The sequence below is a fragment of the Nocardiopsis mangrovi genome, assembly GCF_042653925.1.
In the GTDB taxonomy this organism is placed as follows: Bacteria; Actinomycetota; Actinomycetes; order Streptosporangiales; family Streptosporangiaceae; genus Nocardiopsis_B; species Nocardiopsis_B mangrovi.
In genome coordinates this window covers 99,225-119,721 of the sequence record NZ_JBHSFQ010000014.1, presented here as the reverse complement: position 1 = coordinate 119,721, position 20,497 = coordinate 99,225, and the positions used below count along the sequence as shown (strand labels likewise).

20 protein-coding genes and 1 riboswitch are annotated in these 20,497 nt (G+C 74.9%); of the genes, 9 read left to right on the top strand and 11 right to left on the bottom strand.

What is annotated here, in order from left to right; all coding sequences use genetic code 11:
- Window positions 1-41 precede the first annotated feature (41 nt).
- Both ACFO4E_RS15845 and ACFO4E_RS15840 read right to left on the bottom strand, forming a co-directional pair.
- The gene (locus tag ACFO4E_RS15845) at window positions 42-989 is read right to left on the bottom strand and encodes an alpha/beta fold hydrolase (RefSeq protein ID WP_378575441.1); all 948 of its coding nucleotides are present in this window, start codon (window positions 987-989) and stop codon (window positions 42-44) included.
- Window positions 990-1,208: 219 nt separating this feature from the next.
- A complete protein-coding gene (locus ACFO4E_RS15840) occupies window positions 1,209-1,715 on the bottom strand; it encodes a hypothetical protein (protein ID WP_378575438.1) in 507 nt (168 codons plus the stop codon).
- 99 nt (window positions 1,716-1,814) lie between these two features.
- Here ACFO4E_RS15840 and ACFO4E_RS15835 point away from each other — a divergent pair, with 99 nt between their 5' ends.
- From ACFO4E_RS15835 to ACFO4E_RS15820, 4 genes are all read left to right on the top strand, one after another.
- Window positions 1,815-2,306, top strand: coding sequence for an NUDIX domain-containing protein (locus ACFO4E_RS15835; RefSeq protein WP_378575436.1), 492 nt, complete (start codon window positions 1,815-1,817; stop codon window positions 2,304-2,306).
- Window positions 2,307-2,408: 102 nt separating this feature from the next.
- A riboswitch (cobalamin riboswitch) is annotated at window positions 2,409-2,590 on the top strand.
- A 68-nt stretch (window positions 2,591-2,658) separates the two neighbouring features.
- Window positions 2,659-3,699 carry an ABC transporter substrate-binding protein gene (locus tag ACFO4E_RS15830; protein ID WP_378575433.1) on the top strand — a complete coding sequence of 347 codons (1,041 nt, stop codon included), beginning with the start codon at window positions 2,659-2,661 and terminating at the stop codon, window positions 3,697-3,699.
- An 8-nt stretch (window positions 3,700-3,707) separates the two neighbouring features.
- Complete coding sequence (locus tag ACFO4E_RS15825) at window positions 3,708-4,751, top strand: FecCD family ABC transporter permease (RefSeq protein ID WP_378575430.1); 1,044 nt, start codon at window positions 3,708-3,710, stop codon at window positions 4,749-4,751.
- 22 nt (window positions 4,752-4,773) lie between these two features.
- A complete protein-coding gene (locus ACFO4E_RS15820; RefSeq protein ID WP_378575427.1) occupies window positions 4,774-5,571 on the top strand; it encodes an ABC transporter ATP-binding protein in 798 nt (265 codons plus the stop codon).
- Here the strand turns inward: ACFO4E_RS15820 and ACFO4E_RS15815 are convergent.
- Window positions 5,559-6,665, bottom strand: a complete 1,107-nt coding sequence (locus ACFO4E_RS15815) for a glycoside hydrolase family 43 protein (protein WP_378575423.1) — start codon at window positions 6,663-6,665, stop codon at window positions 5,559-5,561. The two genes, ACFO4E_RS15820 and ACFO4E_RS15815, sit on opposite strands and share 13 nt — an antisense overlap.
- Before the next feature lie 195 nt (window positions 6,666-6,860).
- Here ACFO4E_RS15815 and ACFO4E_RS15810 point away from each other — a divergent pair, with 195 nt between their 5' ends.
- Window positions 6,861-7,997, top strand: a complete 1,137-nt coding sequence (locus ACFO4E_RS15810) for a VIT1/CCC1 transporter family protein (RefSeq protein ID WP_378575420.1) — start codon at window positions 6,861-6,863, stop codon at window positions 7,995-7,997.
- A gap of 57 nt (window positions 7,998-8,054) precedes the next feature.
- On the opposite strand, the gene ACFO4E_RS15805 is transcribed toward ACFO4E_RS15810, so the two are convergent.
- Window positions 8,055-9,374 (bottom strand): serine hydrolase domain-containing protein, encoded by a 1,320-nt coding sequence (locus ACFO4E_RS15805; RefSeq protein ID WP_378575417.1) that lies wholly within the window; start codon window positions 9,372-9,374, stop codon window positions 8,055-8,057.
- A gap of 80 nt (window positions 9,375-9,454) precedes the next feature.
- Entirely contained in the window at window positions 9,455-10,900 is a 1,446-nt protein-coding gene (locus ACFO4E_RS15800; protein ID WP_378575414.1) for an MFS transporter, read from the bottom strand.
- Between the two features lie 162 nt (window positions 10,901-11,062).
- Between ACFO4E_RS15800 and ACFO4E_RS15795 the strand changes: the two genes are divergently transcribed.
- Entirely contained in the window at window positions 11,063-11,554 is a 492-nt protein-coding gene (locus ACFO4E_RS15795) for a MarR family winged helix-turn-helix transcriptional regulator (protein ID WP_378575411.1), read from the top strand.
- Window positions 11,555-12,058: 504 nt separating this feature from the next.
- On the opposite strand, the gene ACFO4E_RS15790 is transcribed toward ACFO4E_RS15795, so the two are convergent.
- Window positions 12,059-12,967, bottom strand: a complete 909-nt coding sequence (locus ACFO4E_RS15790) for an NADP-dependent oxidoreductase (protein ID WP_378575409.1) — start codon at window positions 12,965-12,967, stop codon at window positions 12,059-12,061.
- A 262-nt stretch (window positions 12,968-13,229) separates the two neighbouring features.
- Here ACFO4E_RS15790 and ACFO4E_RS15785 point away from each other — a divergent pair, with 262 nt between their 5' ends.
- From ACFO4E_RS15785 to ACFO4E_RS15775, 3 genes are all read left to right on the top strand, one after another.
- On the top strand, window positions 13,230-14,072 hold the full coding sequence (locus ACFO4E_RS15785) for a MetQ/NlpA family ABC transporter substrate-binding protein (protein WP_378575406.1): 843 nt from the start codon (window positions 13,230-13,232) through the stop codon (window positions 14,070-14,072).
- A 122-nt stretch (window positions 14,073-14,194) separates the two neighbouring features.
- Entirely contained in the window at window positions 14,195-14,737 is a 543-nt protein-coding gene (locus ACFO4E_RS15780; RefSeq protein WP_378575403.1) for a hypothetical protein, read from the top strand.
- Window positions 14,738-14,905: 168 nt separating this feature from the next.
- On the top strand, window positions 14,906-15,769 hold the full coding sequence (locus tag ACFO4E_RS15775) for an NAD(P)-dependent oxidoreductase (protein WP_378575400.1): 864 nt from the start codon (window positions 14,906-14,908) through the stop codon (window positions 15,767-15,769).
- Window positions 15,770-15,806: 37 nt separating this feature from the next.
- Here ACFO4E_RS15775 and ACFO4E_RS15770 read toward each other — a convergent pair whose 3' ends face one another.
- The 5 genes from ACFO4E_RS15770 to ACFO4E_RS15750 all read right to left on the bottom strand — a co-directional run bounded on the left by ACFO4E_RS15770 (window position 15,807) and on the right by ACFO4E_RS15750 (window position 20,416).
- Window positions 15,807-16,541 carry an SDR family NAD(P)-dependent oxidoreductase gene (locus ACFO4E_RS15770; protein WP_378575397.1) on the bottom strand — a complete coding sequence of 245 codons (735 nt, stop codon included), beginning with the start codon at window positions 16,539-16,541 and terminating at the stop codon, window positions 15,807-15,809.
- Between the two features lie 371 nt (window positions 16,542-16,912).
- Window positions 16,913-17,476: a TetR/AcrR family transcriptional regulator gene (locus ACFO4E_RS15765; RefSeq protein WP_378575394.1), complete on the bottom strand. Its 564-nt coding sequence runs from the start codon at window positions 17,474-17,476 to the stop codon at window positions 16,913-16,915.
- A gap of 159 nt (window positions 17,477-17,635) precedes the next feature.
- A complete protein-coding gene (locus tag ACFO4E_RS15760) occupies window positions 17,636-18,379 on the bottom strand; it encodes a cupin domain-containing protein (protein ID WP_378575392.1) in 744 nt (247 codons plus the stop codon).
- Entirely contained in the window at window positions 18,376-19,284 is a 909-nt protein-coding gene (locus ACFO4E_RS15755; RefSeq protein WP_378575389.1) for a DUF6807 domain-containing protein, read from the bottom strand. The genes ACFO4E_RS15760 and ACFO4E_RS15755 overlap by 4 nt, the downstream gene beginning before the upstream one ends.
- Window positions 19,277-20,416 carry a Gfo/Idh/MocA family protein gene (locus tag ACFO4E_RS15750; protein WP_378575386.1) on the bottom strand — a complete coding sequence of 380 codons (1,140 nt, stop codon included), beginning with the start codon at window positions 20,414-20,416 and terminating at the stop codon, window positions 19,277-19,279. The genes ACFO4E_RS15755 and ACFO4E_RS15750 overlap by 8 nt, the downstream gene beginning before the upstream one ends.
- Window positions 20,417-20,497 lie beyond the last annotated feature (81 nt).

Genomic DNA, 20,497 nt, shown 5'->3' with positions numbered 1-20,497 from the left:
GGTGTTCGCGCCCCGCAGCCGGTGCGCGGGGCGGCGCCGGATCAGCCGTCGTCCCCGGCGAGGAAATCCAGGACGAGCCGGGCGACATCGGCGGGGCGCTCGGCGAGCACCGCGTGGCCCGCGGCCAGGCGGGCGGCGCGCAGGCGGGGCCGTTCCCGGGCGAGGTCCGCCAGGGCGTCGCCGACCCCGCGCCGGTGCGCGGCCATGAGGTCGGCGAACTCCTCCTGGCCGGGGGTGTCCTCGGTGGCGAGCACGGCGAGTGTGCGGGCCCCGGTCCTCTCATAGGCGGCGAAGAGGTCGAGGCCCTCCATGGCGCGGCGGATCCGCGCCAGCGGTTCCCGCAGGGGGCGCGCGAAGCGGCGGCCGGCGCCGTCGGCCGCCGTCAGGCTCCGGTACACGCTCGCGGCGAACGCGTCCTCGGACGCGCCGAGCCGGCGCGCGGAGGAGCGCGCGGCCTCGGCCAGCGCGCCGGCGTCGGCCGGCCCGAGCGGGCTCGCCCGCTGCTCCTCCATCGCCGAGAACAGCGCACCCAGCCGTTCCCGCTGTTCGGCCGCGCGCTCCGGCGCCATCCCCGGATGGCGCCGGCCCGCGCCGAGGACGGGGTGGCCGTCGAGGTTGGCGACGCCGGGGCACTGGGGGTGGCGCTCACCCCACAGGACGGCGACCATGCCGCCGAGCGACGCGCCCACCACGGCGGGCTCCTCAGCGCCGAATTCCGCGACGACCGCCTCGATGTCGCCCAGGACGGCGCCCCATTCCCAGGGCCCGTCCCCGGAGTGCCCGCTGTTGCGCAGGTCGGTCGCGATGACCCGGTGGCGGGCGGTGAGCCGCGGGGCGACGGCGGCCCAGTCCTCCAGGGTGCCGCCGAGGCCGTGCACGAGCACGACGGGGGTGCCCTCCCCGCCGAAGTCGCGGGCGGCGATGGGCACGCCCGAGGAGTCGATCACCCGGTCGCGCCACGACGGCCGGGGGTGGGTGGTGTCTGCCATGGGGGTATCGGTCCTTGTCGTCGGTGCCGCCGCACGGCGGCGCCGGGAAGCGGCCGCGCGGGCCGGCGCGGTGCCGGCTCGGGGTGGTGGAGGGCGGGCGGGAGGCGGTCGCGACGGTGCCCGGCCGTCGTCGGCGGCCAGGGGCCGCCGCGCCGCGGGGTCGGTCGTCCGCGCACGGGGAACCCGTCGACCGGCCGTGCGGCGGTGTGGGGCCGACCGTCAGGTGTCCGCGCGTGCGGGGTACCCGTTGAGCCGTGCGCGGACGGAGCCGGTGTGGACCCCGCCATCGGGGTGGGCCGCGAGTTTGCCGCGCCGGACGAGGTCGTGGACCCCCTGGCGGGTGATGCCGAGCATCGCCCCGGCGACCGCGTAGGAGACCCGGACGGCGCCGGGGTGCCCGGCTCGGCGGGCGACGGTCCGGCCCAACGGGGTGGCCCACCACTCCGCGGGCGGGTCGAAAGCGGTGTCGCCGGGGTAGAGCGCCGCGATGATCCGGGCCACCGCGTGCACGGCGGCGCGGTCGTCGGCGCCGAGCAGGGCCGCCGCCCATTCCCCGGCCGCCGCGGCGACCCGCGCCCGCACCCGCTCCACGGAGGCGTCGCCGTCGAGCAGGATCTCCAGCGGGTCGAGGAGCCGGGCGGCGGCGACGGCCGCGAGCTGGTCCGCGAGCGCGCCGTGCGCCGGGGACGGGGTCGGGGTTCCGGTGTGCACGTCGCGCCTTCCCATCGATCCGTTCGTTATCTTGACGCCAATCGTCAAGTACTTGCTAACTCGTGTCAAGTATCATGTGCGGCAGGGCCGGAACGACCGACGCTGGAGACGCCGATGATCGTCGCGGACGCGCGGGGCAACATCCTGGTGGCGTTTCACCGGGTCCGGGAGGAGCAGGCGGCCCCCACCGCGGGGACCGTGCCCGTGCCGCTGGCCCTGATGGTGGCGGTGGACGCCGGCCGCGTCCTGCTCGTCTTCGACCGGGCCCGCCGCCAGTGGGAGCTGCCCGGAGGCCGCATCGAACCGGGTGAGGCCGCCGCCGACGCGGCACGCCGTGAACTCGCCGAGGAGTCCGGCGCCCGCGCGGCCGCCACGGAGTTCGCCGGACTCGCCGAGTTCGACCTCGCAGGGCCGTCGCCGGACGCGCCGCGCCGCCGCGAGTTCGCCGCCGTGTTCCGCGGCGGTGTCCGTGCATCGGCCACCCCGTTCGCCCCCACCGGTGAGATCGCGGGCACGACGCTGTGGACCCGCGGTACCCCGCTGGCGGGCGCCTCGCCCATCGACACCCGCATCGCCCGGATCGTCCTGCGGGGGGCGGCCGGGTGACACCGGTCCGTCCACCCGCCCCGCGGCCACCGTCGCCGGCCGGCCCCTTCGCCGCCCGCCCGGGCAAGGCCCGGGGCGCCCCCGAGGACGCCGGATCCGGTGTGATAGGTTGCGCCCGCCAGTCGAACCCGTGCTTTTCGGGTCAGGGAATCCGGTGGGAATCCGGAGCTGACGCGCAGCGGTGAGGGGGACGGGCGGGGCAGCGGCCACTGGACGGACGTCCGGGAAGGCGCCTCACCCGGGGGATCCCGAGTCCGAAGACCTGCTGGCTCCTCCGGGCGCCCCATGGCGCGCGGAGGGGACATACGTTCGCCGGGCTCCGCGACCGAGCCCCCGACGCCGAAGGACCCCTATGACGGCCCCCCGCCGTTCCGCGCCCGCCTTCGCCCTCACCGCCGCCCTGCTCCTCGTCCCCCTCACGGCCTGCGGCCCCGGGACCGGCGCAGGGACCGACGCCGGCACCCGGGACGCGGCGGGCTATCCGCGCACCGTCGACGACTGCGGCCGCGACGTCACCGTCGACAGCCCCCCGCAGCGCGCCGTCTCCCTCAACCAGGGTGCGACCGAGATCCTGCTCTCCCTCGGCCTGGCCGACCGCATGGCGGGCACCGCCACGTGGACCGACCCCGTGGCCGAGGGCCTGGAGGCGGCCAACGCCGATGTGCCCCGCCTGGCCGACAACGCACCGTCCTTCGAACGCGTCCTGGCCGAGGAGCCCGACTTCGTCGCCGCCTCCTTCCAGGGCACGCTGGGAGAGGGCGGCGTCGCCCCCCGCGAGGACTTCGAGCGGCTCGGCGTCCCCGTCTACCTCTCCCCCACCGAGTGCGGCAAGACCGACAGCGGCGAGGACGGCGCGCGCGAGGAGCCGCTGACCATGGACGCCGTCCACACCGAGGTCCGCGACCTCGCGCGCGTGTTCGGCGTCGAAGAGCGCGGCGAGGAGCTGGTGGCCGACCTCCAGGGCCGGATCGAGGCGGCGACCGCCGATGTCGACGCCTCCGGTACCACCCTGCTCTACTGGTTCGCCAACGCCGAGTCCCCGTACATGGCGGGCTGCTGCGGTGCCCCCGGGATCATCACCGAGGCCGTGGGCGCCCGCAACGTCTTCGACGACACACGCGACGAGTGGCCGCAGATCAACTGGGAGACCGTGGCCGAACGCGACCCCGACGTGCTGGTCATCGGCGACCTCACCCGCGACAGCCAGACCGCCGAGTCCGCCGCCGCCAAGATCGGGTTCCTGGAGTCCCACCCCGTCACCCGGCACATGGACGCCGTCGAGAACGAGCGCTACGTACTGCTGAGCGGTGCGGCCCTGAACCCCTCGATCCGAACGGTGGAGGGCGTCGAGCAGGTGGCCGACGCCCTGCGCGGCTTCGGACTGGCCGGCTGAGCGGGCACATGGCCGGACCCGCAGTCCGCACGGCCCCCGGTGTGCGCCGCATGGCCGTCCTGTGGTGCGGCGGCCTCGCGCTGCTGGCCGCGTCGGTCGCCGCCGCCATCACGATCGGCCCCGCGGGCATCGCCGTCGGCGACGTCTGGGCGGTCGTGGCCGCGCGCGCCGGCTGGGGCGAGTCGGGGCTGACGCCGATCCGCGAGGGCATCGTGTGGGAGCTGCGGCTGCCCCGCACGATGCTGGCCGCGGTGTGCGGCGCCGGCCTGGGGGTGTGCGGCGCGATCATGCAGTCGCTGCTGCGCAACCCGCTCGCCGACCCGTTCGTGCTGGGCATCTCCTCCGGCGCCTCCACCGGGGCGGTGCTGGTCGCCGTGCTGGGGGTCGGCGCCGGGGCGGTGTCGCTGTCGGCGGGCGCGTTCGCCGGCGCCGCGGCCTCCTTCGCCCTGGTCCTGGTGCTCGGCTTCGCCGCCGGCGCCACGACCGACCGCGTCGTGCTGTCGGGGGTGGCGGCCATGCAGCTGTTCTCCGCGCTCACCTCGGTCATCGTGATCTCCTCTGCCGACGCCGAGCAGACCCGGGGCGTGCTGTTCTGGCTGCTGGGGTCGCTGAGCGGCGCCGCCTGGTCCGATGTGGGGCTGTGCGCCGGGGTGCTGGCGGCCGTGCTCCTGGTCTGCGCGGCCAACGCCTCGGCGCTCGACGCGTTCGCGTTCGGCCACGACGCAGCGGCGTCGCTGGGGGTTCCGGTCGCCCGGACCCGGCTGCTCCTGCTCACCGCGACCGCGCTGCTGACCGCGACGCTGGTGAGCGCGGCGGGCGCGATCGGGTTCGTGGGGCTGGTGCTGCCGCACGCCGCCCGCGCGATCGTCGGCCCCGGCCACCGCCGGCTGCTGCCGACCACGGCGCTGGCCGGGGCCGTCTTCCTGGTGTGGGTCGACACCGCCGCCCGCACCCTGCTGGACCCGCAGGAGCTGCCGGTGGGCGTGGTGACCTCGCTCATCGGGGTGCCGGCGTTCGTGTTCATCCTCTACCGGAGCCGGAGGTGGCGGTGATCCGCGGGATGGGGAGGCGGATGTGAGCCTGCGCGCCGACGCGGTGTCGTGGCGGGCGGACGGGCGGCTGATCGTCGACGGCATCAGCCTGGAGCCGCCGCCCGGTTCGACGGTGGGCCTGCTGGGCCCCAACGGATCGGGCAAGTCCACGCTGCTGCGGCTGCTGGCGGGGGTGCGCCCCGCGTCGTCGGGGGTCGTCAGCCTGGACGGCGCCCCCATGGAGAAGGTGGGGCGCAGGGCGGCGGCGCGGCGGATCGCGGTGGTGGACCAGCACTCCTCGACCGAGGTGGACATGAGCGTGCGCGACGTGGTCCGGCTGGGCCGCATCCCGCACCGCCGGGCGTGGTCGGCGCCGTCGGCGGCCGACGACGCGGCGGTGCGCGCCGCGCTGGCCCACACCCGACTGGCCGACCGGGCCGACCGGGCCTGGCACACCCTGTCGGGCGGGGAGCGGCAGCGGGTGCAGATCGCCCGCGCGCTGGCCCAGGAGCCGCGCGAGCTGCTGCTGGACGAGCCCACCAACCACCTCGACATCCAGCACCAGCTGGACCTGCTGGCACTGATCGTGCGCACCCCGGTGACCAGTGTGATCGCCCTGCACGACCTGAACCTGGCCGCGATGTTCTGCGACCACGTGGTGGTCCTGCACCAGGGCCGGGTGGTAGCGGCGGGCACGCCGTCGCGGGTGCTCACCGAGGAGCTGATCGCCGGCGTCTACAACGTGCGCGCCGTGGTGACACCGGACGGGCCGGGGGGCCGCCCCTCGGTGCGCTTCCTGCCCGGCGGCCCCGGAGATCCGGGGGCCGGTCAGGGGGCGTAGGCGTCGGTGAGGCGGGCGAGCTCGGCCGCCGTGACCGGCAGGACGGTCCCGTGGCGCGGGCCGGCCGGCAGGTCGGAGGCCGGCGACATGGTCCACCGCCCCGAGGCGAGGTCGGTGGTCTCGAACGGCACATAGCCGCGCCCGCCGAACTCGTCGATGAACAGGTACCACTTCTCCTCGCTGTTGGACTTGAACACGGTGGGCCCTTCGCCCTGGGAGATGCCGGGGCCGGGCCCCGCGCGGCCGATGCACTCGGCGATGAACTCGTATCCGGTCGAGCGGAGGTCCGCCGAGCGCTCGGCGACGATGAACTTGCCGCACGGGGAGGTGGACGAGGTGTCGCGCTCGTCCTTGGTGAACCGGTAGTAGAGGCCGTCGTGCTCGATGACGGTGGAGTCGATCACCGAGTGGCCGGGGTCGATCCACACGCGCGCCTCGCTGAAGGTGCGGAAGTCGGGCGTGGTGGCGTACATCATCCGGTTGTGGGTGGACCCGGTGTGCCCGGGGTCGTCCTCGGCGTAGAGCTTGGAGGCCCAGAAGACCACGTACCGCCCGATGGAGGGGTCGTAGTATGCCTCGGGCGCCCAGGTGTTGCCGGCCCGGTCGGGGGCGACCCGGACCATGCGCTGGTCCGACCAGTTCACCAGGTCGGTGGACTCCCAGACCATGATCGAGCGGCTGCCGTGGCGCTGGGCCTCGTCCCAGCCGTCGCCGCCGTGGATCTTGAGGTCGGTGGCGAGGAGGTAGAAGCGGTCGCCTCCGGGCGCGCGGATGATGAACGGGTCGCGCACGCCCGAGTCGCCCAGGCGCGAGGTGAGCACGGGCTCGGCGCCATTGAGCTCGTCCCAGCGCAGGGGGTCGTCGCCGCGGCTGGCGGCGAAGTGGATCTGCTCGCCGTCGGCCGTTCCCTCTCCGGTGAAGTAGGCGAACATGTAGCCCTCGTAGGGCGCGGCGTGGGCGCCGCCGGCGGTCGTCGTCGTCCGTTCCTGTGCGGCGGCGGGTCCGGCGGCCGCGGGGGCGAGCAGGCAGAGGAGCGCGGCCGCCGAGGCGAGGGCGGTGGCGCGGCGGCGGTGTCCGGAGCGGCGGGCGGTCATGGGCATCCCCTCGGGGGCGGGCGGCGCGACATGAATGTGATCACCGTCACTATTTTTATGTGAGCGCTAACATACGGATCCGCGCGCGGCGCTGTCAAGACGGGTGCGCCCATCGGCGTGGGAGCCGCCCGGCCACGCGGCGGCGAGGGGAACATGGGCGCACCGGACGCCGGAAGTCCGCTAAGGGGGAGCGCCGTGGACGACGCCGATCACTGTGCGGGCGGCGGATCGCGGCCCGCCCCGCCGCGTCCCTCCGCCGCGCAGGTGCGGCGGTGGCGGCGGCGGCTGGCCGGCGAACGCGACGCGGCCCGGATCTACCGGGAGCTGGCCGGGCTCCGCAGCGGGCAGGAGCGCGAGATCCTGCTCGGGCTCGCCGAAGCCGAGGAACGGCACGTCGCGCACTGGGAGGCGCTGCTCGGTGACGACGCCGGCCGCCCCGGCCGCACCGGATGGCGGGCCCGGACGATGCTCGTCCTCGCCCGCACCCTGGGCTGGATCGTCGTCCTGGCACTGCTCCAGCGCGCCGAGAGCCGGCCGCTCTACGAGCGCGACTCCGACGCCCCCGCGTCCATGGCCGCCGACGAGCGGATCCACAGCGAGGTCGTGCGCGGGCTGGCGGCGCGCGGCCGCGCCCGGATGTCGGGAACGCTGCGCGCGGCGGTATTCGGCGTCAACGACGGCCTGGTCAGCAACATCGCACTGGTCCTGGGGGTCATCGGCGGCGGGGCGAGCGGGCCGGCCGTGCTGCTGACAGGGCTGTCCGGACTGCTCGCGGGCGCGCTGTCGATGGCCGCCGGGGAGTACATCTCGGTGAACTCGCAGCGCGAACTCCTCGCGGCGGCGGCGCCCGATGACGCGGCGCGGGCGTCGCTGCCCGCTCTCGACGTCGACGCCAACGAACTGGCCCTGGTCTACCGGGCCCGCGGGATGAGCGCCGACGAGGCCCGGAGCCGGGCCGCCGCCGCTCTCTCCGGCGGGCGGGCCGACGGGGAGCGGCGGACGGGCACGGGAACGGGCGGGGCGGACGGGTCGGGAGCCGCGGGCGCCGACGTCGTGGGCAGCGGTACCGCGGCCGCGCTGTCGAGCTTCCTGGCGTTCGCGGTGGGCGCGGCGGTCCCGGTACTGCCGTTCCTGGCCGGACTGGCGGGGATCGGGGCGGTCGCGGCCTCGGGCGTGCTCACCGGCGCCGCGCTGATGCTGACCGGTGCGATCGTGGGCCTGCTCTCCGGCGCGCGCCCGCTGCGGCGGGCGCTGCGCCAGTTCGCCATCGGCGCCGGCGCCGCGGCCGCCACCTACCTGCTCGGCCTGGCCTTCGGCTCCGCCGTCGGCTGACGGGCGCGCACCGGCCCGCGTGGCGCCCGTGCGCGCCCGGCGGCGGCGGAGCCGGGGTCAGCCGAAGTAGTCGGGGAAGCGGTCGCCGCTCGGCCACGACGCCACGTCCCGCGACGCCTCCCACAGCAGCGGGTCGATGGTGCCGTAGGACAGGCCCGAGGGGTCGTCGCGCTGGTTGAACAGCGCCGCCCAGCTCATCCCGTTGTACGTGCGCACCAGGAGCGTGGAGGTCCCGGTCAGGCCGCCGGTGTGCCAGGTGTTGCGCCCGGTCCCGCCGCTGGCGACCGGGCGGACGCTCCAGCCGAACCCGTAGTAGGACCCGCCGGAGCCGATCCCGGTCTCGGGCTCGGCGAACACCCGTGAGATGGAGGTGCCGTTGAGGACGGGGGTGGCGGCGGGGGTGTCGAAGATGGTCGCGAACCGGACGAGGTCGACGGCGCTGCCGATCCAGCCGCCGTGGGAGTCCATGTTCTCCAGGTTGAACGTCCCGTAGGGCCCGGGGACGGTCGCGCCCGACCCGTCGAGCACGGTGGTACCGGTGTTCTGGGAGCGGTAGGGGACCTCGGTGGGCGCCGCGTCGGCGGCGGCGCTGCGGCCCAGCCGCATCCGGGAGATACCGACGGGGCCGAGCACCTCGTCCTGCACGTAGGACGGGTAGTCGGTGCCGGTGACGGCTTCGATGGCGCGCCCCAGCAGGAGGTATCCGTAGTTGCTGTAGGCGTAGGCGGTACCGGGGTCGTGGTCCAGCGGCAGGCCCGTGGTGTGGCGGATGACGTGCTCCATGCCGATGGGCAGCGGGACGCCGAGCGCGTCGGAGATCGCGAAGTTCCGGAACATCGGGTCGGGCGTGCTGGCGCGGTCCCATCCCCCGAGGTGGTGGAGCAGCCGGCGGATGGTGACGTCGCCCAGCCGGGGGTCGGCGCTGCCGCCGGACGGCGGCTCCAGGTCGACCAGGGACCCGATGGGGGCGGAGAGGTCGAGCCCGCCCTCCTGGACCAGGCGGGCCACTGCCGCGCCGGTGATCGGCTTGGACAGGCTCGCCAGCCGGAACAGGGAGGTCGGCTGCACGTCCAGCGCGGCGTCGTCGGTCCAGGCGTAGCCGCGGGCCAGCACCAGGCGGCCCTGGTAGGTCACCGCGAGCTGCCCGGCGGAGACGTCGCGCTCCCGCATGAACGCCCGCATCGTCTCGTCGAAGCCCGCCAGCGCGCTCACGGCGGTGCCGGTCGCCCGCCACTCGGGGGCCGCGGCCGCCGAGGGCGCACCGGCCGCTGTTCCCCCGAGCACGGCGCCGATCCCCGCGGCCACCGCCCCTTTGCCGAAACCGCGTCTGCTGATCCCCCGCGACGTCATCCCGTTGCCCCCGCATGCCGTGTTCACCTGGTGCCGTGGTCCCCCGACCCCGGCAGCGGGGAGCCTAACGCACGCCCGTCACCCCCGACCACTTCGGAAATGTCCACTTATGGCCGGGCGGCGCCAACGACGGTTCGGGGACGGCCGGGGATGAAGGCGGCGAGGGCGAGGCCGGCCAGCGCGGCCACGGCGCCGATCGCCAGCGCCGCGCGGAAGCCGTCCAGGGTCGGCACCTCCAGCGAGCCCACCTGCGTGGTCGTGTAGGCCAGCACCACACCCGTGACGGCGCTGGCGGTCGACGTGCCGATCGACCTCATCAGCGCGTTGAAGCCGTTGGCCGCCGCGGTCTCCGACGTCGGCACCGCCGACATGATCAGCGCGGGCAGGGCCGAGTAGGCCATGGCCACGCCGCAGCCGATGACGCACCCGACGACCACGATCTGCCAGACCTCGTCCAGGAAGACCAGTCCCAGGGCGTAGCCGGCGGTGATGATCACGGTGCCGATCATCAGCGACGCCTTCGACCCCCACGCCTTGGCGACCCGGGCCGCCACCGGCGAGATGAACAGCATCATCAGCCCGCCCGGGGCCACACACGCCCCGGCGACCAGCATCGACCGCCCGAGTCCGTACCCGGTCGATTCGGGGAGCTGGAGCAGCTGGGGCAGGACCAGCGCCTGGGCGAACATCGAGAAGCCGACCGCCACCGAGGTGATGTTGGTCAGCAGGACCTGGCGGCGGACCGTGGTCCGCAGGTCCACCAGCGGGTCGGGGGCGCGCAGCTCCCACAGCGCCCAGCCCGTGAAGACGACGGCGGCCGTGGCCAGCAGGCCCACGGTGGTGGTGCTGGTCCAGCCCCACGCCCCGCCCTTGGACACCGCCAGCAGCAGGCAGGTGAGCCCGATCGACAGCCCGACGGCGCCCACGGCGTCGAACCGGCCGCCGCTGCGCTGCGCCGACTCCGGGACCGCGCGCGCCACCCAGACCAGCGCGACGGCCCCCATGAGCGCGGACGCCCAGAACAGCGCGTGCCAGTCGGCGTACTGGGCGACCGCCGCCGCAGCAGGCAGGCCCAGGGCGCCGCCCACCCCGAGGGAGGAGCTCATCAGCCCGATCGCCGAGCCGAGCCGTTCGGGCGGGAGTTCGTCGCGCATGAGGCTGATGCCGAGCGGGATCACCCCCATGGCGCAGCCCTGGAGGGCGCGGCCGACGACCAGCGGCACCAGGGAGGAGCTGAAGGCCCCCACCAGCGATCCCGCGACCAGGATCCCGAGGCTGGCCAGCAGCACCCGGCGCTTGCCGAACATGTCGCCGAGCCGGCCCGCCACCGGGGTCGCCACGGCGCCGGCGAGCAGCGGCGCGGTCAGCGCCCACGACGCGTCGGCCACCGACGCGCCGATGAGGGCGGGCAGGGCGGGGACGATCGGGATCATCACCGTCTGCATGACGGCGACGACGATGCCCGCCGTCGCCAGTGCCGTGATCACGGATCCGGATCTGGGCAGGGGCGCCGCCCCTCCTCCGGTGCCGGATACGACCTCGGTTGCGCTCAAGGATGCCTCCACATCGCGTCGGCCGCCGGGGGCAGTGGCGGTCTCCCCCTGACGCGCGAGTGCATCGTACATAAAGGGTGCATCGTACAATTCGCATATCAGTAGTAACCTCCGTCACCAGAACGCCCGGAGGTGCGGCGCGGCACAGCATGTGGAGGCCGGATGGAAGCCCTGCTGGAGGTCCTGGAACGGGAGCTCATGCTCGCCGGCCGCCATTCGGCCATGGGCCCGCCGGGCTCGGCGTGCGGGCCGCGGGCCCTGGAGCGGTCGGCGTATGTCCTGCTCAGCCGACTGGAGACCGAAGGCCCGATGTCGAATGGCGAACTCGCCCACGCGTTCCGGCTGGACGCGTCGACCGTGCACCGGCAGACCGGCGCGATGATGCGGTCGGGGCTGGTGCGGCGCATCCCCGATCCCGACGGCGGGATGGCGCGCAAGTTCAGCATGACCGACGAGGGCGCCCGGCGCCTGGCCGAGGACCGGTCCCGCATCCGCGACGGTCTGGCGGCGGCGCTCGACGGCTGGACCTCGAAGGACATCGGCCGGCTGACCGAGATGCTGACCCGGTTCAACGCGAGCATCGAGGAGCGCGACGAACGGCCCTGGCCGCGGGCCGCGTCCGGGCGCGAACGCGCGAGCGCCGGCGGGGGATGAGCGCGGGCACCGCGTCACCAGCGCCGATACACGGGACGGCCGGAATCGGGGTCGACGGCGGGTCGCCACCGCGTCCGCCCGGCGCCCGCGGCGACCGCGCCGGGCCGTGTGGCGGGCGACACATCAGCGGACTTCGCGCGAATCGGCGCATACCTGGCCACCAGGTCCATCCGGACCCGGCCGCCCGGAGGCCGGGATCGGGGCACTCCCCCGCCTCAGCATGGCCGCGGGCCGAGCGGACGCCGCTGAGGGGGCCTGTGGGGCACGGCCTCGGGCGGGCCCGACCGGACCTCCGCCGGGCGGCGCGCCTGGTCGACGTTGAGCGCGAGGCCGGCCGCGGCGACGGACCGCGGTCGACCTCCAGCACCCCCGGGCGGCCGCCTCCGGCGCGCGCCGGAGGCGGCACCGGTCTCACGGAGCGGGCCGCGCTCGATCAGCTCGCCGACGACGCTGGAGACCGTGGACGCGGCCAGGCCGGTGGCCGCGGCGACGTCGGCCCGCGGGTCAGGGGACGAGCAGGATTTTGCCGAGGCCCTGGCCGCGTTCGCTGGCCCGGTGGGCCTCCGCGGCCTGGTCGAGCGGGAACAGCCGCGGCGCGGGCAGCACCACCTGTTCGCGGGTGACCGCCTCGGCGAGCATCGCCAGCACCTCCTCCGTCTGGTCCTCGGCGGTGCCGACCAGGAACTCCACCCCCGCGTCGAAGGCGGCGCCGTCGGCGATGGTGACCACCCGGTCCGCCCCGCCCGCCAGCGCGACGGCGTCCGCCAGCACCCCGTGCCCGGCGACGTCGAAGACCGCGTCGACCCCGTTCGGGGCGATCTCGCGGACGCGGTCGGCCCAGCCGTCGCCGTAGACCACGGGGGTGGCGCCCAGCGAGGCCACGTGCGCCTGCTTGGTCGGGCTCGCGGTGCCGATGACCACGATCTCCTGGGCGGCGGCGAGCTGCACCGCGATGGTGCCGACCGCGCCCGAGGCCCCGTTCACCAGGAGCGTTCGGCCGGAGTCCACCCCGAGCGCGGCGATCCCGCGCACGGCGGCCTCCCCCGCGACGGGCAGCGCCGCGGCCTGGTAGACGGTCAGGCCCTCGATCACCGGGAAGAAGGTGGTCAGGGTGGCGGACTCCGCGTAACCGCCGCCCCCGGTCCAGCCGAACACCTCTTGGCCGATCTCGACGCCGCTGACCCCGGGCCCGATCTCCTCGATGGTGCCCACGGCCTCGTGGCCGGGGACCACGGGATCCGCGGGCGCGGGGGCGTCGGCGAACATGCCCGACCGCTGCTTGACGTCGACGGGGTTCACCCCGGCCGCGAGCACGCGGATCCGCACCTCGCCGTCGCCGGGCCGCGGGGGGTCGGTCTCGACCTGCTCCAGCACCTCGGGGCCGCCGAACCGGGAGTACTCGATCGCACGCACGAAGCCTCGTGTCCTTTCGTCGATGAGGGCGGCCGCCGCGGCCCACCGGGGGGCGGCCGCCGCCGGGACCGCACGGATGGCGCGCCGTCGCCACCACGCGTGACGTCGCCACGCTAATGCGTCCGGCGCGCCACGGCACCGCGCTCCGGACCCGTCGGCGTGTCGACGCGCTTCGGCGGCTAAAATCTATTTTTCCTACTTATATAGTTCCCTATGCTCGGCGCCGTCCCCTCACGCGCGCCTGGAAAGGTGTTGATCGGCTGTGCACAGGCACTTCGTCCTCCCCGCGGTCCTGATCGCGACCCTGGCCGCGGGCGCGTGCGGGGCGCCCTCCGAACGGGCCTCCGACGGCGATGGCGACGGCGGCGCGTACACGGGCCCGCTGCGCGTCGGGGTCACCGCCGGGGACGGCGGCGACATCGCCCGCAACGTCGCGGACCTCGCCGAGAAGAGCGATACCGGCCTGGAGGTCGAGGTCGTGGAGTTCTCCGACTACAACGTCCCCAACACGGCGCTGGCCGACGGCGACCTGGACGCCAACGCCTTCCAGCACGCCCCGTTCCTGGAGGAGTTCAACGAGGCGTCGGGAACCGGCATCGTGCCGGTCGCCGAGACCTACCTCGCCCCGCTGGCACTGTACTCCGACACCGTCGACGACCCCGCCGACCTGCCCGACGGCGCCACCATCGCCATCCCCAACGACGTCACCAACGGCTCCCGCTCGCTGCTGCTCCTCCAAGAGGGCGGCCTCGTCACCCTGGACCCCGACGCCGAAGGCGAGAACCACACGGTCGCCGATATCCAGGACAACCCCAGGGACTTCGCGTTCGAGGAGATCGACGCGGCGCTGCTCCCCCGCAGCCTGGAGGACGCCGACGCGTCCATCATCAACGGCGGGTTCGCCGCCGAGGCCGGGCTCACCCCCCGAGCGGACGGGATCCTCGTCGAGGACGCAGCGGACAGCCCCTATGTCAACATCGTCGCCGTCGACTCGGGCGACGAGGACGACCCCCGGGTGGCGCAGTACGTCGAGCTGATGCGCTCACCGGAGTCCAAGGCGTTCATCGAGGAGAACTTCGGCGAGACCCTGATCCCCGTCTTCTGACCCGCTTCCCGCCCGGGCGCCGGCCCGGGGGCCGCGGGGGCGTGCGCCCCTCCCCCGCACGGGGGAGGCGCCCCCTCCCGCGCGGGATGACCGGGCCGGTCGCGTCGGGCCACGCTCGTGCCATGACCTTCTCCGCGCCCTCCCGGCCCTCCCCGCCCACCGCACACACGCCCGCGCGCACCCGCCCCGCGGCGGCCTCCGGCCCGCCGCCCGCCCGGCTCCGGCTGTGGGCCGGCGGCGCCGCCGCGTGGACCCTCCTCTACGTCGGCTCCAAGGTCCACTACGCGCTGGAGGGGCGCCTCGGCGTGACCGGCGGACCGGAGGTGGCCGCGGGTTCCTACGACGCCTACGGCCCCGGCGACGTCGCGGGCGCCCAATGGGCCAACGCCGCGGTGGGCCTGACCGTCGTGCTCCTCTTCGCCTTCTGCCGGACGCCGCGGGCGCGGCGCCTGCCCCGGTGGGCGGTGCTGCCGGCCGTCGGCGCGGTCGCGCTGATGGCCGCGGCCGGCGCGGTGGGCATGCTCGTGCGCGCCGCCGCCACCGACGCCGGAGGCGCCGTGTTCGGCGGCTACTGCCTCGTGTGGACGGTGCTGGCGGTCGGCACCCTCATCACCCTCCACCGCTCCACCGGGCCGGCCCCGGCGACCGGCCGGCCGAAGGCATGAGCGCCCTGCCCGTGCCGGACGGCGATCAGGGCGGCGGCGGGCGAGGGAGGCCGCCGGGTCGCCCGGCGGCCTCCCTCGGCCCCGGCCGGTCCCCGCCGACCGCGACCCGCCGAGCGCCCTGACGCAATGCCGTGACCAGGCGACTCCATGGTGTTAGCATCCGAGGCCATGCGCATAGGGTTTCTCGGTCTGGGCCGCATGGGTTCGCTCATGGCCCACCGGCTCACCGACGCCGGATACGACGTCACCGTGTGGAATCGGACCCCGGAATCCGCCCGCCCTCTCGTTGCGGCGGGCGCCCGGGCGGCCGATACCCCGCGCGGCGCCGCGGCCGACCGCGATCTCGTCATCTCGATGCTCGCGGCCCCGAAGGCGGTCGACGCCGTGTTCTTCGGTCCCGACGGCGCCGCCGACGGACTCGCTCCCGACACCGTCGTCGCCGAGATGTCGACGATCGGCCCGTCGGAGATCCACCGGATGCGCGACCGCCTCCCGATCTCCGTCCGGCTCATCGACGCCCCCGTGCTCGGGAGCCTCCCCCAGGCGTCCGCGGGCGAGCTCAAGATCTTCGCGGGCGGTACCGGTGCCGATGTGGCCGCGTGCGCCGAACCGCTCGGCCGCCTCGGCGACCTGCGCCACGTCGGCGGGCTCGGCGAGGGCGCCGCGCTCAAGCTCGCGGCGAACCTCTCCTTCATCACGGCGACCGTCGCCATCGGCGAGGCCATCCGCCTCGCCGAGTCCCACGGGCTGAGCACCGACACGATCCTCGACGCGCTCTCCGACAGCCCCGCGGGCGCCCTGGTCACCCGCATGCGCGACAAGATCACGGCCGAGACGGCGCCCCCCACGGGTTTCGCGCTCGGCCTCGCCGAGAAGGACCTCGCGCTGGCGGTGGCCGAGGGCGCCCTGGAGGGCGGGGTGGTGGCCGCCGCCCGCGACCGGCTGCACTCCGCGAGCACCGCCGGCCTGGCCGACCAGGACCTCAGCGCCGTCATCGGCCACCTGCGCGGCCACCCCGGCGGGCCGCGGTGACCTCCGCCGGGTGAGCGCGCTCGCGGCTACGAGGCGCTCATGCCTGCGCGAATCCACCGTCGGCGAAGAACTCGGCACCGTTGACGTAGCTCGACGCGTCCGAGGCGAGGAACGTCGTCACGGCGGCGATCTCGTCGGGCTCGGCGAGCCGGCCGAGGGGAACAGCGCCTTCGGCCTGCTGGAGCATCTCGGGTGAGACCAGCTCAAGCAGACCAGAGGTGCGCGTACCGCCCGGGGATACGACGTTGACCCGGAAGCCGTGTGTGCGCGCGCTGAGAGCCCAGCCGCGGGCCAGGGCGCGGACCGCGGCCTTCGACGCCGCGTAGACCTCAAGTCCCAGGTTGGGCCGGGTCGCAGCGGTCGAACCCGTCAGGATCACCGAAGCGTTCGTACTGAGCAGCGGCAGCGCCTGCTGGAGCGTGAAGATCGTTCCCTTGACGTTGGTGGCGAACACCGAGTCGATCAGATCTTCCGTCACCTCGCCGAACGTCGCCGCGGTGCCGACGCCGGCGTTGGCGACCAGCACGTCGATGCGTCCGGCCTGGTCGCGCACTGTGCTGTAGAACGCATCGAGCTCTGAGGGCACCGAAGCATCGCAGACCACGCCGGTCACGCCGGGTCCGAGCTCGGCGACCGCGGCGTCGAGCGCGTCTTTGCGGCGGCCGGTGATGAACACCGTGGCACCCCCGTCGCGGAATGCGCGCGCGGTCGCGAACCCGATGCCGGTGCCGGCCCCGGTGACCACGGCGACCTTGTCTTCCAAGACGGCCATGCCGCCCTCCTTCAAGTTATGGACTGTTACGTCCATAATCTTGGCCGATATGGACCGCTCAGTCAAGATTGCTTCGGCATCGGGGATTCCCGGCGCGGCCCCGTAGACGGGCCGCGCAGGCTGCGGGCAGGGGTCCCGCGCCCGCGACCCCTGGTCGGACGCCTGCGGGGCCACACCACGGCAGTGCCGACCGCCGCGGCGGTATCGGCCGCCGGGTCGCGATTCGAGTCGCCTGACGACCGGCAGCGCGCGGGAGCCCGGCCGGCGGAGCGCGGCCCTCCGCAGGAGCCGCGGCGCACGGCTTCAGGGCGCGCCCCGGGGTTCGGATCCGGTCGCAGGCCGTGGCGGTACAGGCCGGCCGGTGCGTTGCGCTACCGCGCCGGAGTGGGCAGCAACCGTGCCAGGGCGGACCGGGCCATCACGGTGAGCGCTCCGATGTCGATGCCGGTGCGCCCGAGAGCGATGAGGCCGAGTTGCGCGACGAGGGCCGCGCGGGCGGTCTCAGCAGGGTCGATGTCGGGGTCGAGGTCGCCTTCGCTCCGGGCGCGCTCCAGCGCCGCGGTGAGGACGGTGGCGATCGCGTCGTAGCTGCGGCGAGCCTCGGCCGCGACGTCCGGAGTGCTTGCGGCCAGCTCGGCGTTGCTGTTGGCCAGCAGGCAACCCCGACGCGCGATCGCCCCGGTCGGATCGCCGGTCGGGCCGAGTACGAACTCGCGCACCACGTCGATCCCCCGCGCCGCGGATGCCAGACGCTCGCGCAGCACCAGCAGGTTCGCGTCGTCGTAGTCGCGCAGCACCCGCAGGAACAGCCTGCGCTTATCCCCGAACGCCCCGTAGAGGCTGCCTTTGCCCAGCCCGCTCACGCGCAGCAGGTCGTCCATCGATGTCGCCGCGTAGCCCTTGTCCCAGAACTCGTCACGGATAGCGAGAAGCACACGATCTTCATCGAACTCACGAGGTCGAGGCATACCCGCACGATACAAGTTCTGGACCGCATGGGCCACAATGGAATCCGGGCCGCTCTGTGCCCGGATCGGCTCGGGAGAAATCCAGCCGAGAACGGTGCTGGAGTGCCAGGGCGCATCACGTCGTGATCAATCTGCGGCGCCCTGGCCGGGGGCGGCCGGCCGCCGGGTGCGCAGCCGCCCGCACATGCCGAAGCGGCGGGGCCCCGGGTGGGGCTCGGTGCGCACCACCGCCGCCCGGGCCATGACACCGGGTTCGCCCCCGGCCAGGGCGGCCAGCTGGTTCCGGGTCAGCTCCACCTCCTGCTCCACCCCCTCGCGCCAGATCTCCCGCCAGCGGGCGACCCGCGGCCGCACCAGTTCCGCGGCGCGCCGGTGGAACTCGTGCAGGGGCCCGGGCCCTCGGGCGCGCACGGCGTCGGCCAGCTCGGCGTACCCGCGCACGGCCAGGTCGCGGCGGACGCGGGCCCGCTCGGCGCGCAGTTCCTCGGGCGCCTCCGCCGGCAGGTGGGCGGCGCGCGCATAGGCGTCGTCGTCGGCCATCACCGCGCGCGGGAACGTGAAGACGGCGTCCCCGGCCTCGGGCAGGCCGGCGTTCTGCATGACCACGGCGATCCGCAGGCCGCCGCCGTTGACGAGGCGGTGCACCGTGCCCGGGGAGAACCAGAGGACGTCGCCGGCCGCGAGGTCGTCGGCGGCCACACCCTCTGGGGTGACGGTGTGCACCTCGCCGGTGCCGCCGAGGACGATGTAGCCCTCGGAGGAGGCGGTGTGCAGGTGCGGGCTGCCGCCGTGCAGGCCGTCGGGGCCCCGCGAGTCGTAGACGCGCAGGTCGCTGACCCCCGTGCCGCCGGGGAAGCGGGGTGTGGTCACGGTGTGAACTCCTTCGCGAGCGCGGCGGCCTCGTCGGCGGTGTACTCCCGGTCCGCGAACACCAGGCGATGGCGCAGGTCGAGGGTGTGGCCCGGTGCCAGGACCAGCTCCTCGTCGAAGCTCGGCGAGGGGCTGAACACAGGGAAGGGCTCGGACCGCACGAACCAGCGGATCGGCGCGCTGCCGCTGGTCGTCCCGGCGTAGGCCAGGACGGTGGCGCCGCCGTCGCGCTCGTCGTGTCGGCCGGTGAAGGCGATCCAGTCCGCCTCGGTGCCCATGACGGTGTCGGCGCCGGTGCGGCCGGTGGCGCTGTGGACCGCCCCGCCGGTCCAGGAGCGGGGGCCGCGCCAGAAGAACCCGGTGTAGCCCGCGGCGGGGCGGCCGTGGGTGGTCGGGCTGCCCAGCCGGAGGTCCGCGCCGCGGACGTTGGTCAGGGAGGTGGCGAAGTCGAGCGCCCACAGTCCGCGGGCGCTGTCAGCGGCGTGGAACCGGTGGCCGCGGACCTCCTCGATCCACCGTTCACCGGTGGCGGCGGTCCAGGCCAGGTGCTCGGTGAACGCCGCCTCGGCGCCGCCGCCGGACGTGGAGGCGAACCGCTCGTGGCGGATGGTCCCGAGGTTGTCCAGCCAGCGGTAGCCCTTTCCGCGTACGAAGGTCGGGCCGCCCCAGAAGTTCTGCCCGGACACGTGGGACCAGGTCATCTGGAGCCCTTTGTGCCAGCGGTGGTCCCAGGGCCGTATCGCGGTGAGCGGGGCCCCGCTGAGGGTGCGCAGCGGGTGGAGGTAGGGCTTGGGGGCTTCGGCCGCGGGCGCATCGGGGCGGATGACGTAGCGGGCGATCTCGACTCCGCCCGCCTCCACGGCCAGCGCGTCGTCGTCCTCGGTCAGGTGGAGGGTCTCAGGCATCGGTGTCGGCCTCCGTTCGGCGCAGGGCGGCCGTCGCCGCGGCCGGGTCGCCGCCGTGCAGGGCGGTATAGAAGGGGTCGTCGGGGGTGAGGTCGCCGCGGCGCACGGTCGTGCCGGTGAGGGCCGACCGGTACATGCCGGTGGCGAGTTCGAGCGCCCGGCGCCCGTCGGGGCCGCCGGCCGGCGGCCGCTCGCCGCGTGCCATGGCGTCGAGCAGGGCGGCGAGCTGGGCGCGGTGCGAGCTGGGCTCATCACGCCGGGGCGCCCATCCCGCGACGGTGTCGGGATCGGTCACGTGCGGCGCGGGCGTCCAGCGCCAGTGGGCGTTGTCGTAGCCGTAGAGGTGCTCCAGCTCGACCGTGGCGTGTTCGAGGTCGAAGCGCAGGTAGCTGGTCTCGCGGGGGGAGAGCAGGCTGTTGACCACCGAGAGGGTCGCACCCGAGGCCAGGCGGACGATCGCCGCGGACACGTCCTCGGTGCGGGTGGCGCGCGCGGTCGTGGCCATCGCGGCGGTGGCCTCGGTCCAGTCCCCGAGCAGGGACAGGACGAGGTCCATCTGGTGGATGCCGTGGCCCATGGTCGGTCCGCCGCCCTCGGAGTCCCACCGGCCGCGCCAGGGCACCTCGAAGTAGGCGGCGTCGCGGTACCAGAGGGTGTGGCACACGGCGACGAGCGGGCGGCCGAGGGTGCCCTCGGCCAGGTGGCGGCGCAGGCGCCGGGCGCCCGAGCCGAAGCGGTGCTGGAAGACGTAGGAGGCGTAGGGGCCGGAGGGGTCCCGCTCGTGGCGGACGACCTCGTCGTATTCGGCGAGGGAGAGGGCGGGGGGCTTCTCGCACCACACCCAGGCGCCGGCCTTGAGCGCGGCGATGGCGGTGTCCTTGTGGGCGGCCGGCGGGGTGCACACCACGACCAGGTCGGGGGCCTCCGCGGCGAGCATGGCGCCGGTGTCGGTGTAGCGGCCGGGGATGTCCCTGTGGGCCGCGGTGGCCTCCACGAGGGCGCGGTCGATGTCGCACAGGGCGACGACCGACACCCGTTCCGCGAAGGCGGCGAGGGCGGGCAGGTGCCTGCCGCGGGCGATCGCGCCGCTGCCGACGACCGCCGCACGGACCGGTGAGGGGGGACTGGGCACAGGCGCTCCTTGGGGGCGGAGCCAAAAGTGAACGTTCACTTTTCACGGTCGGCCCTAAGGTAGTGATCGTTCACCCGGACC

What these genes read in the sequence shown, in the direction of transcription:
- ACFO4E_RS15825 (WP_378575430.1), top strand. Translation starts at nt 3,708, where the DNA reads ATGGCCGGACCCGCAGTCCGCACGGCCCCCGGTGTGCGCCGCATGGCC.
- ACFO4E_RS15840 (WP_378575438.1), bottom strand. Translation starts at nt 1,715, where the DNA reads ATGGGAAGGCGCGACGTGCACACCGGAACCCCGACCCCGTCCCCGGCG.
- ACFO4E_RS15835 (WP_378575436.1), top strand. Translation starts at nt 1,815, where the DNA reads ATGATCGTCGCGGACGCGCGGGGCAACATCCTGGTGGCGTTTCACCGG.
- ACFO4E_RS15845 (WP_378575441.1), bottom strand. Translation starts at nt 989, where the DNA reads ATGGCAGACACCACCCACCCCCGGCCGTCGTGGCGCGACCGGGTGATC.
- ACFO4E_RS15775 (WP_378575400.1), top strand. Translation starts at nt 14,906, where the DNA reads ATGCGCATAGGGTTTCTCGGTCTGGGCCGCATGGGTTCGCTCATGGCC.
- ACFO4E_RS15755 (WP_378575389.1), bottom strand. Translation starts at nt 19,284, where the DNA reads ATGCCTGAGACCCTCCACCTGACCGAGGACGACGACGCGCTGGCCGTG.
- ACFO4E_RS15830 (WP_378575433.1), top strand. Translation starts at nt 2,659, where the DNA reads ATGACGGCCCCCCGCCGTTCCGCGCCCGCCTTCGCCCTCACCGCCGCC.
- ACFO4E_RS15815 (WP_378575423.1), bottom strand. Translation starts at nt 6,665, where the DNA reads ATGACCGCCCGCCGCTCCGGACACCGCCGCCGCGCCACCGCCCTCGCC.
- ACFO4E_RS15780 (WP_378575403.1), top strand. Translation starts at nt 14,195, where the DNA reads ATGACCTTCTCCGCGCCCTCCCGGCCCTCCCCGCCCACCGCACACACG.
- ACFO4E_RS15795 (WP_378575411.1), top strand. Translation starts at nt 11,063, where the DNA reads ATGGAAGCCCTGCTGGAGGTCCTGGAACGGGAGCTCATGCTCGCCGGC.
- ACFO4E_RS15770 (WP_378575397.1), bottom strand. Translation starts at nt 16,541, where the DNA reads ATGGCCGTCTTGGAAGACAAGGTCGCCGTGGTCACCGGGGCCGGCACC.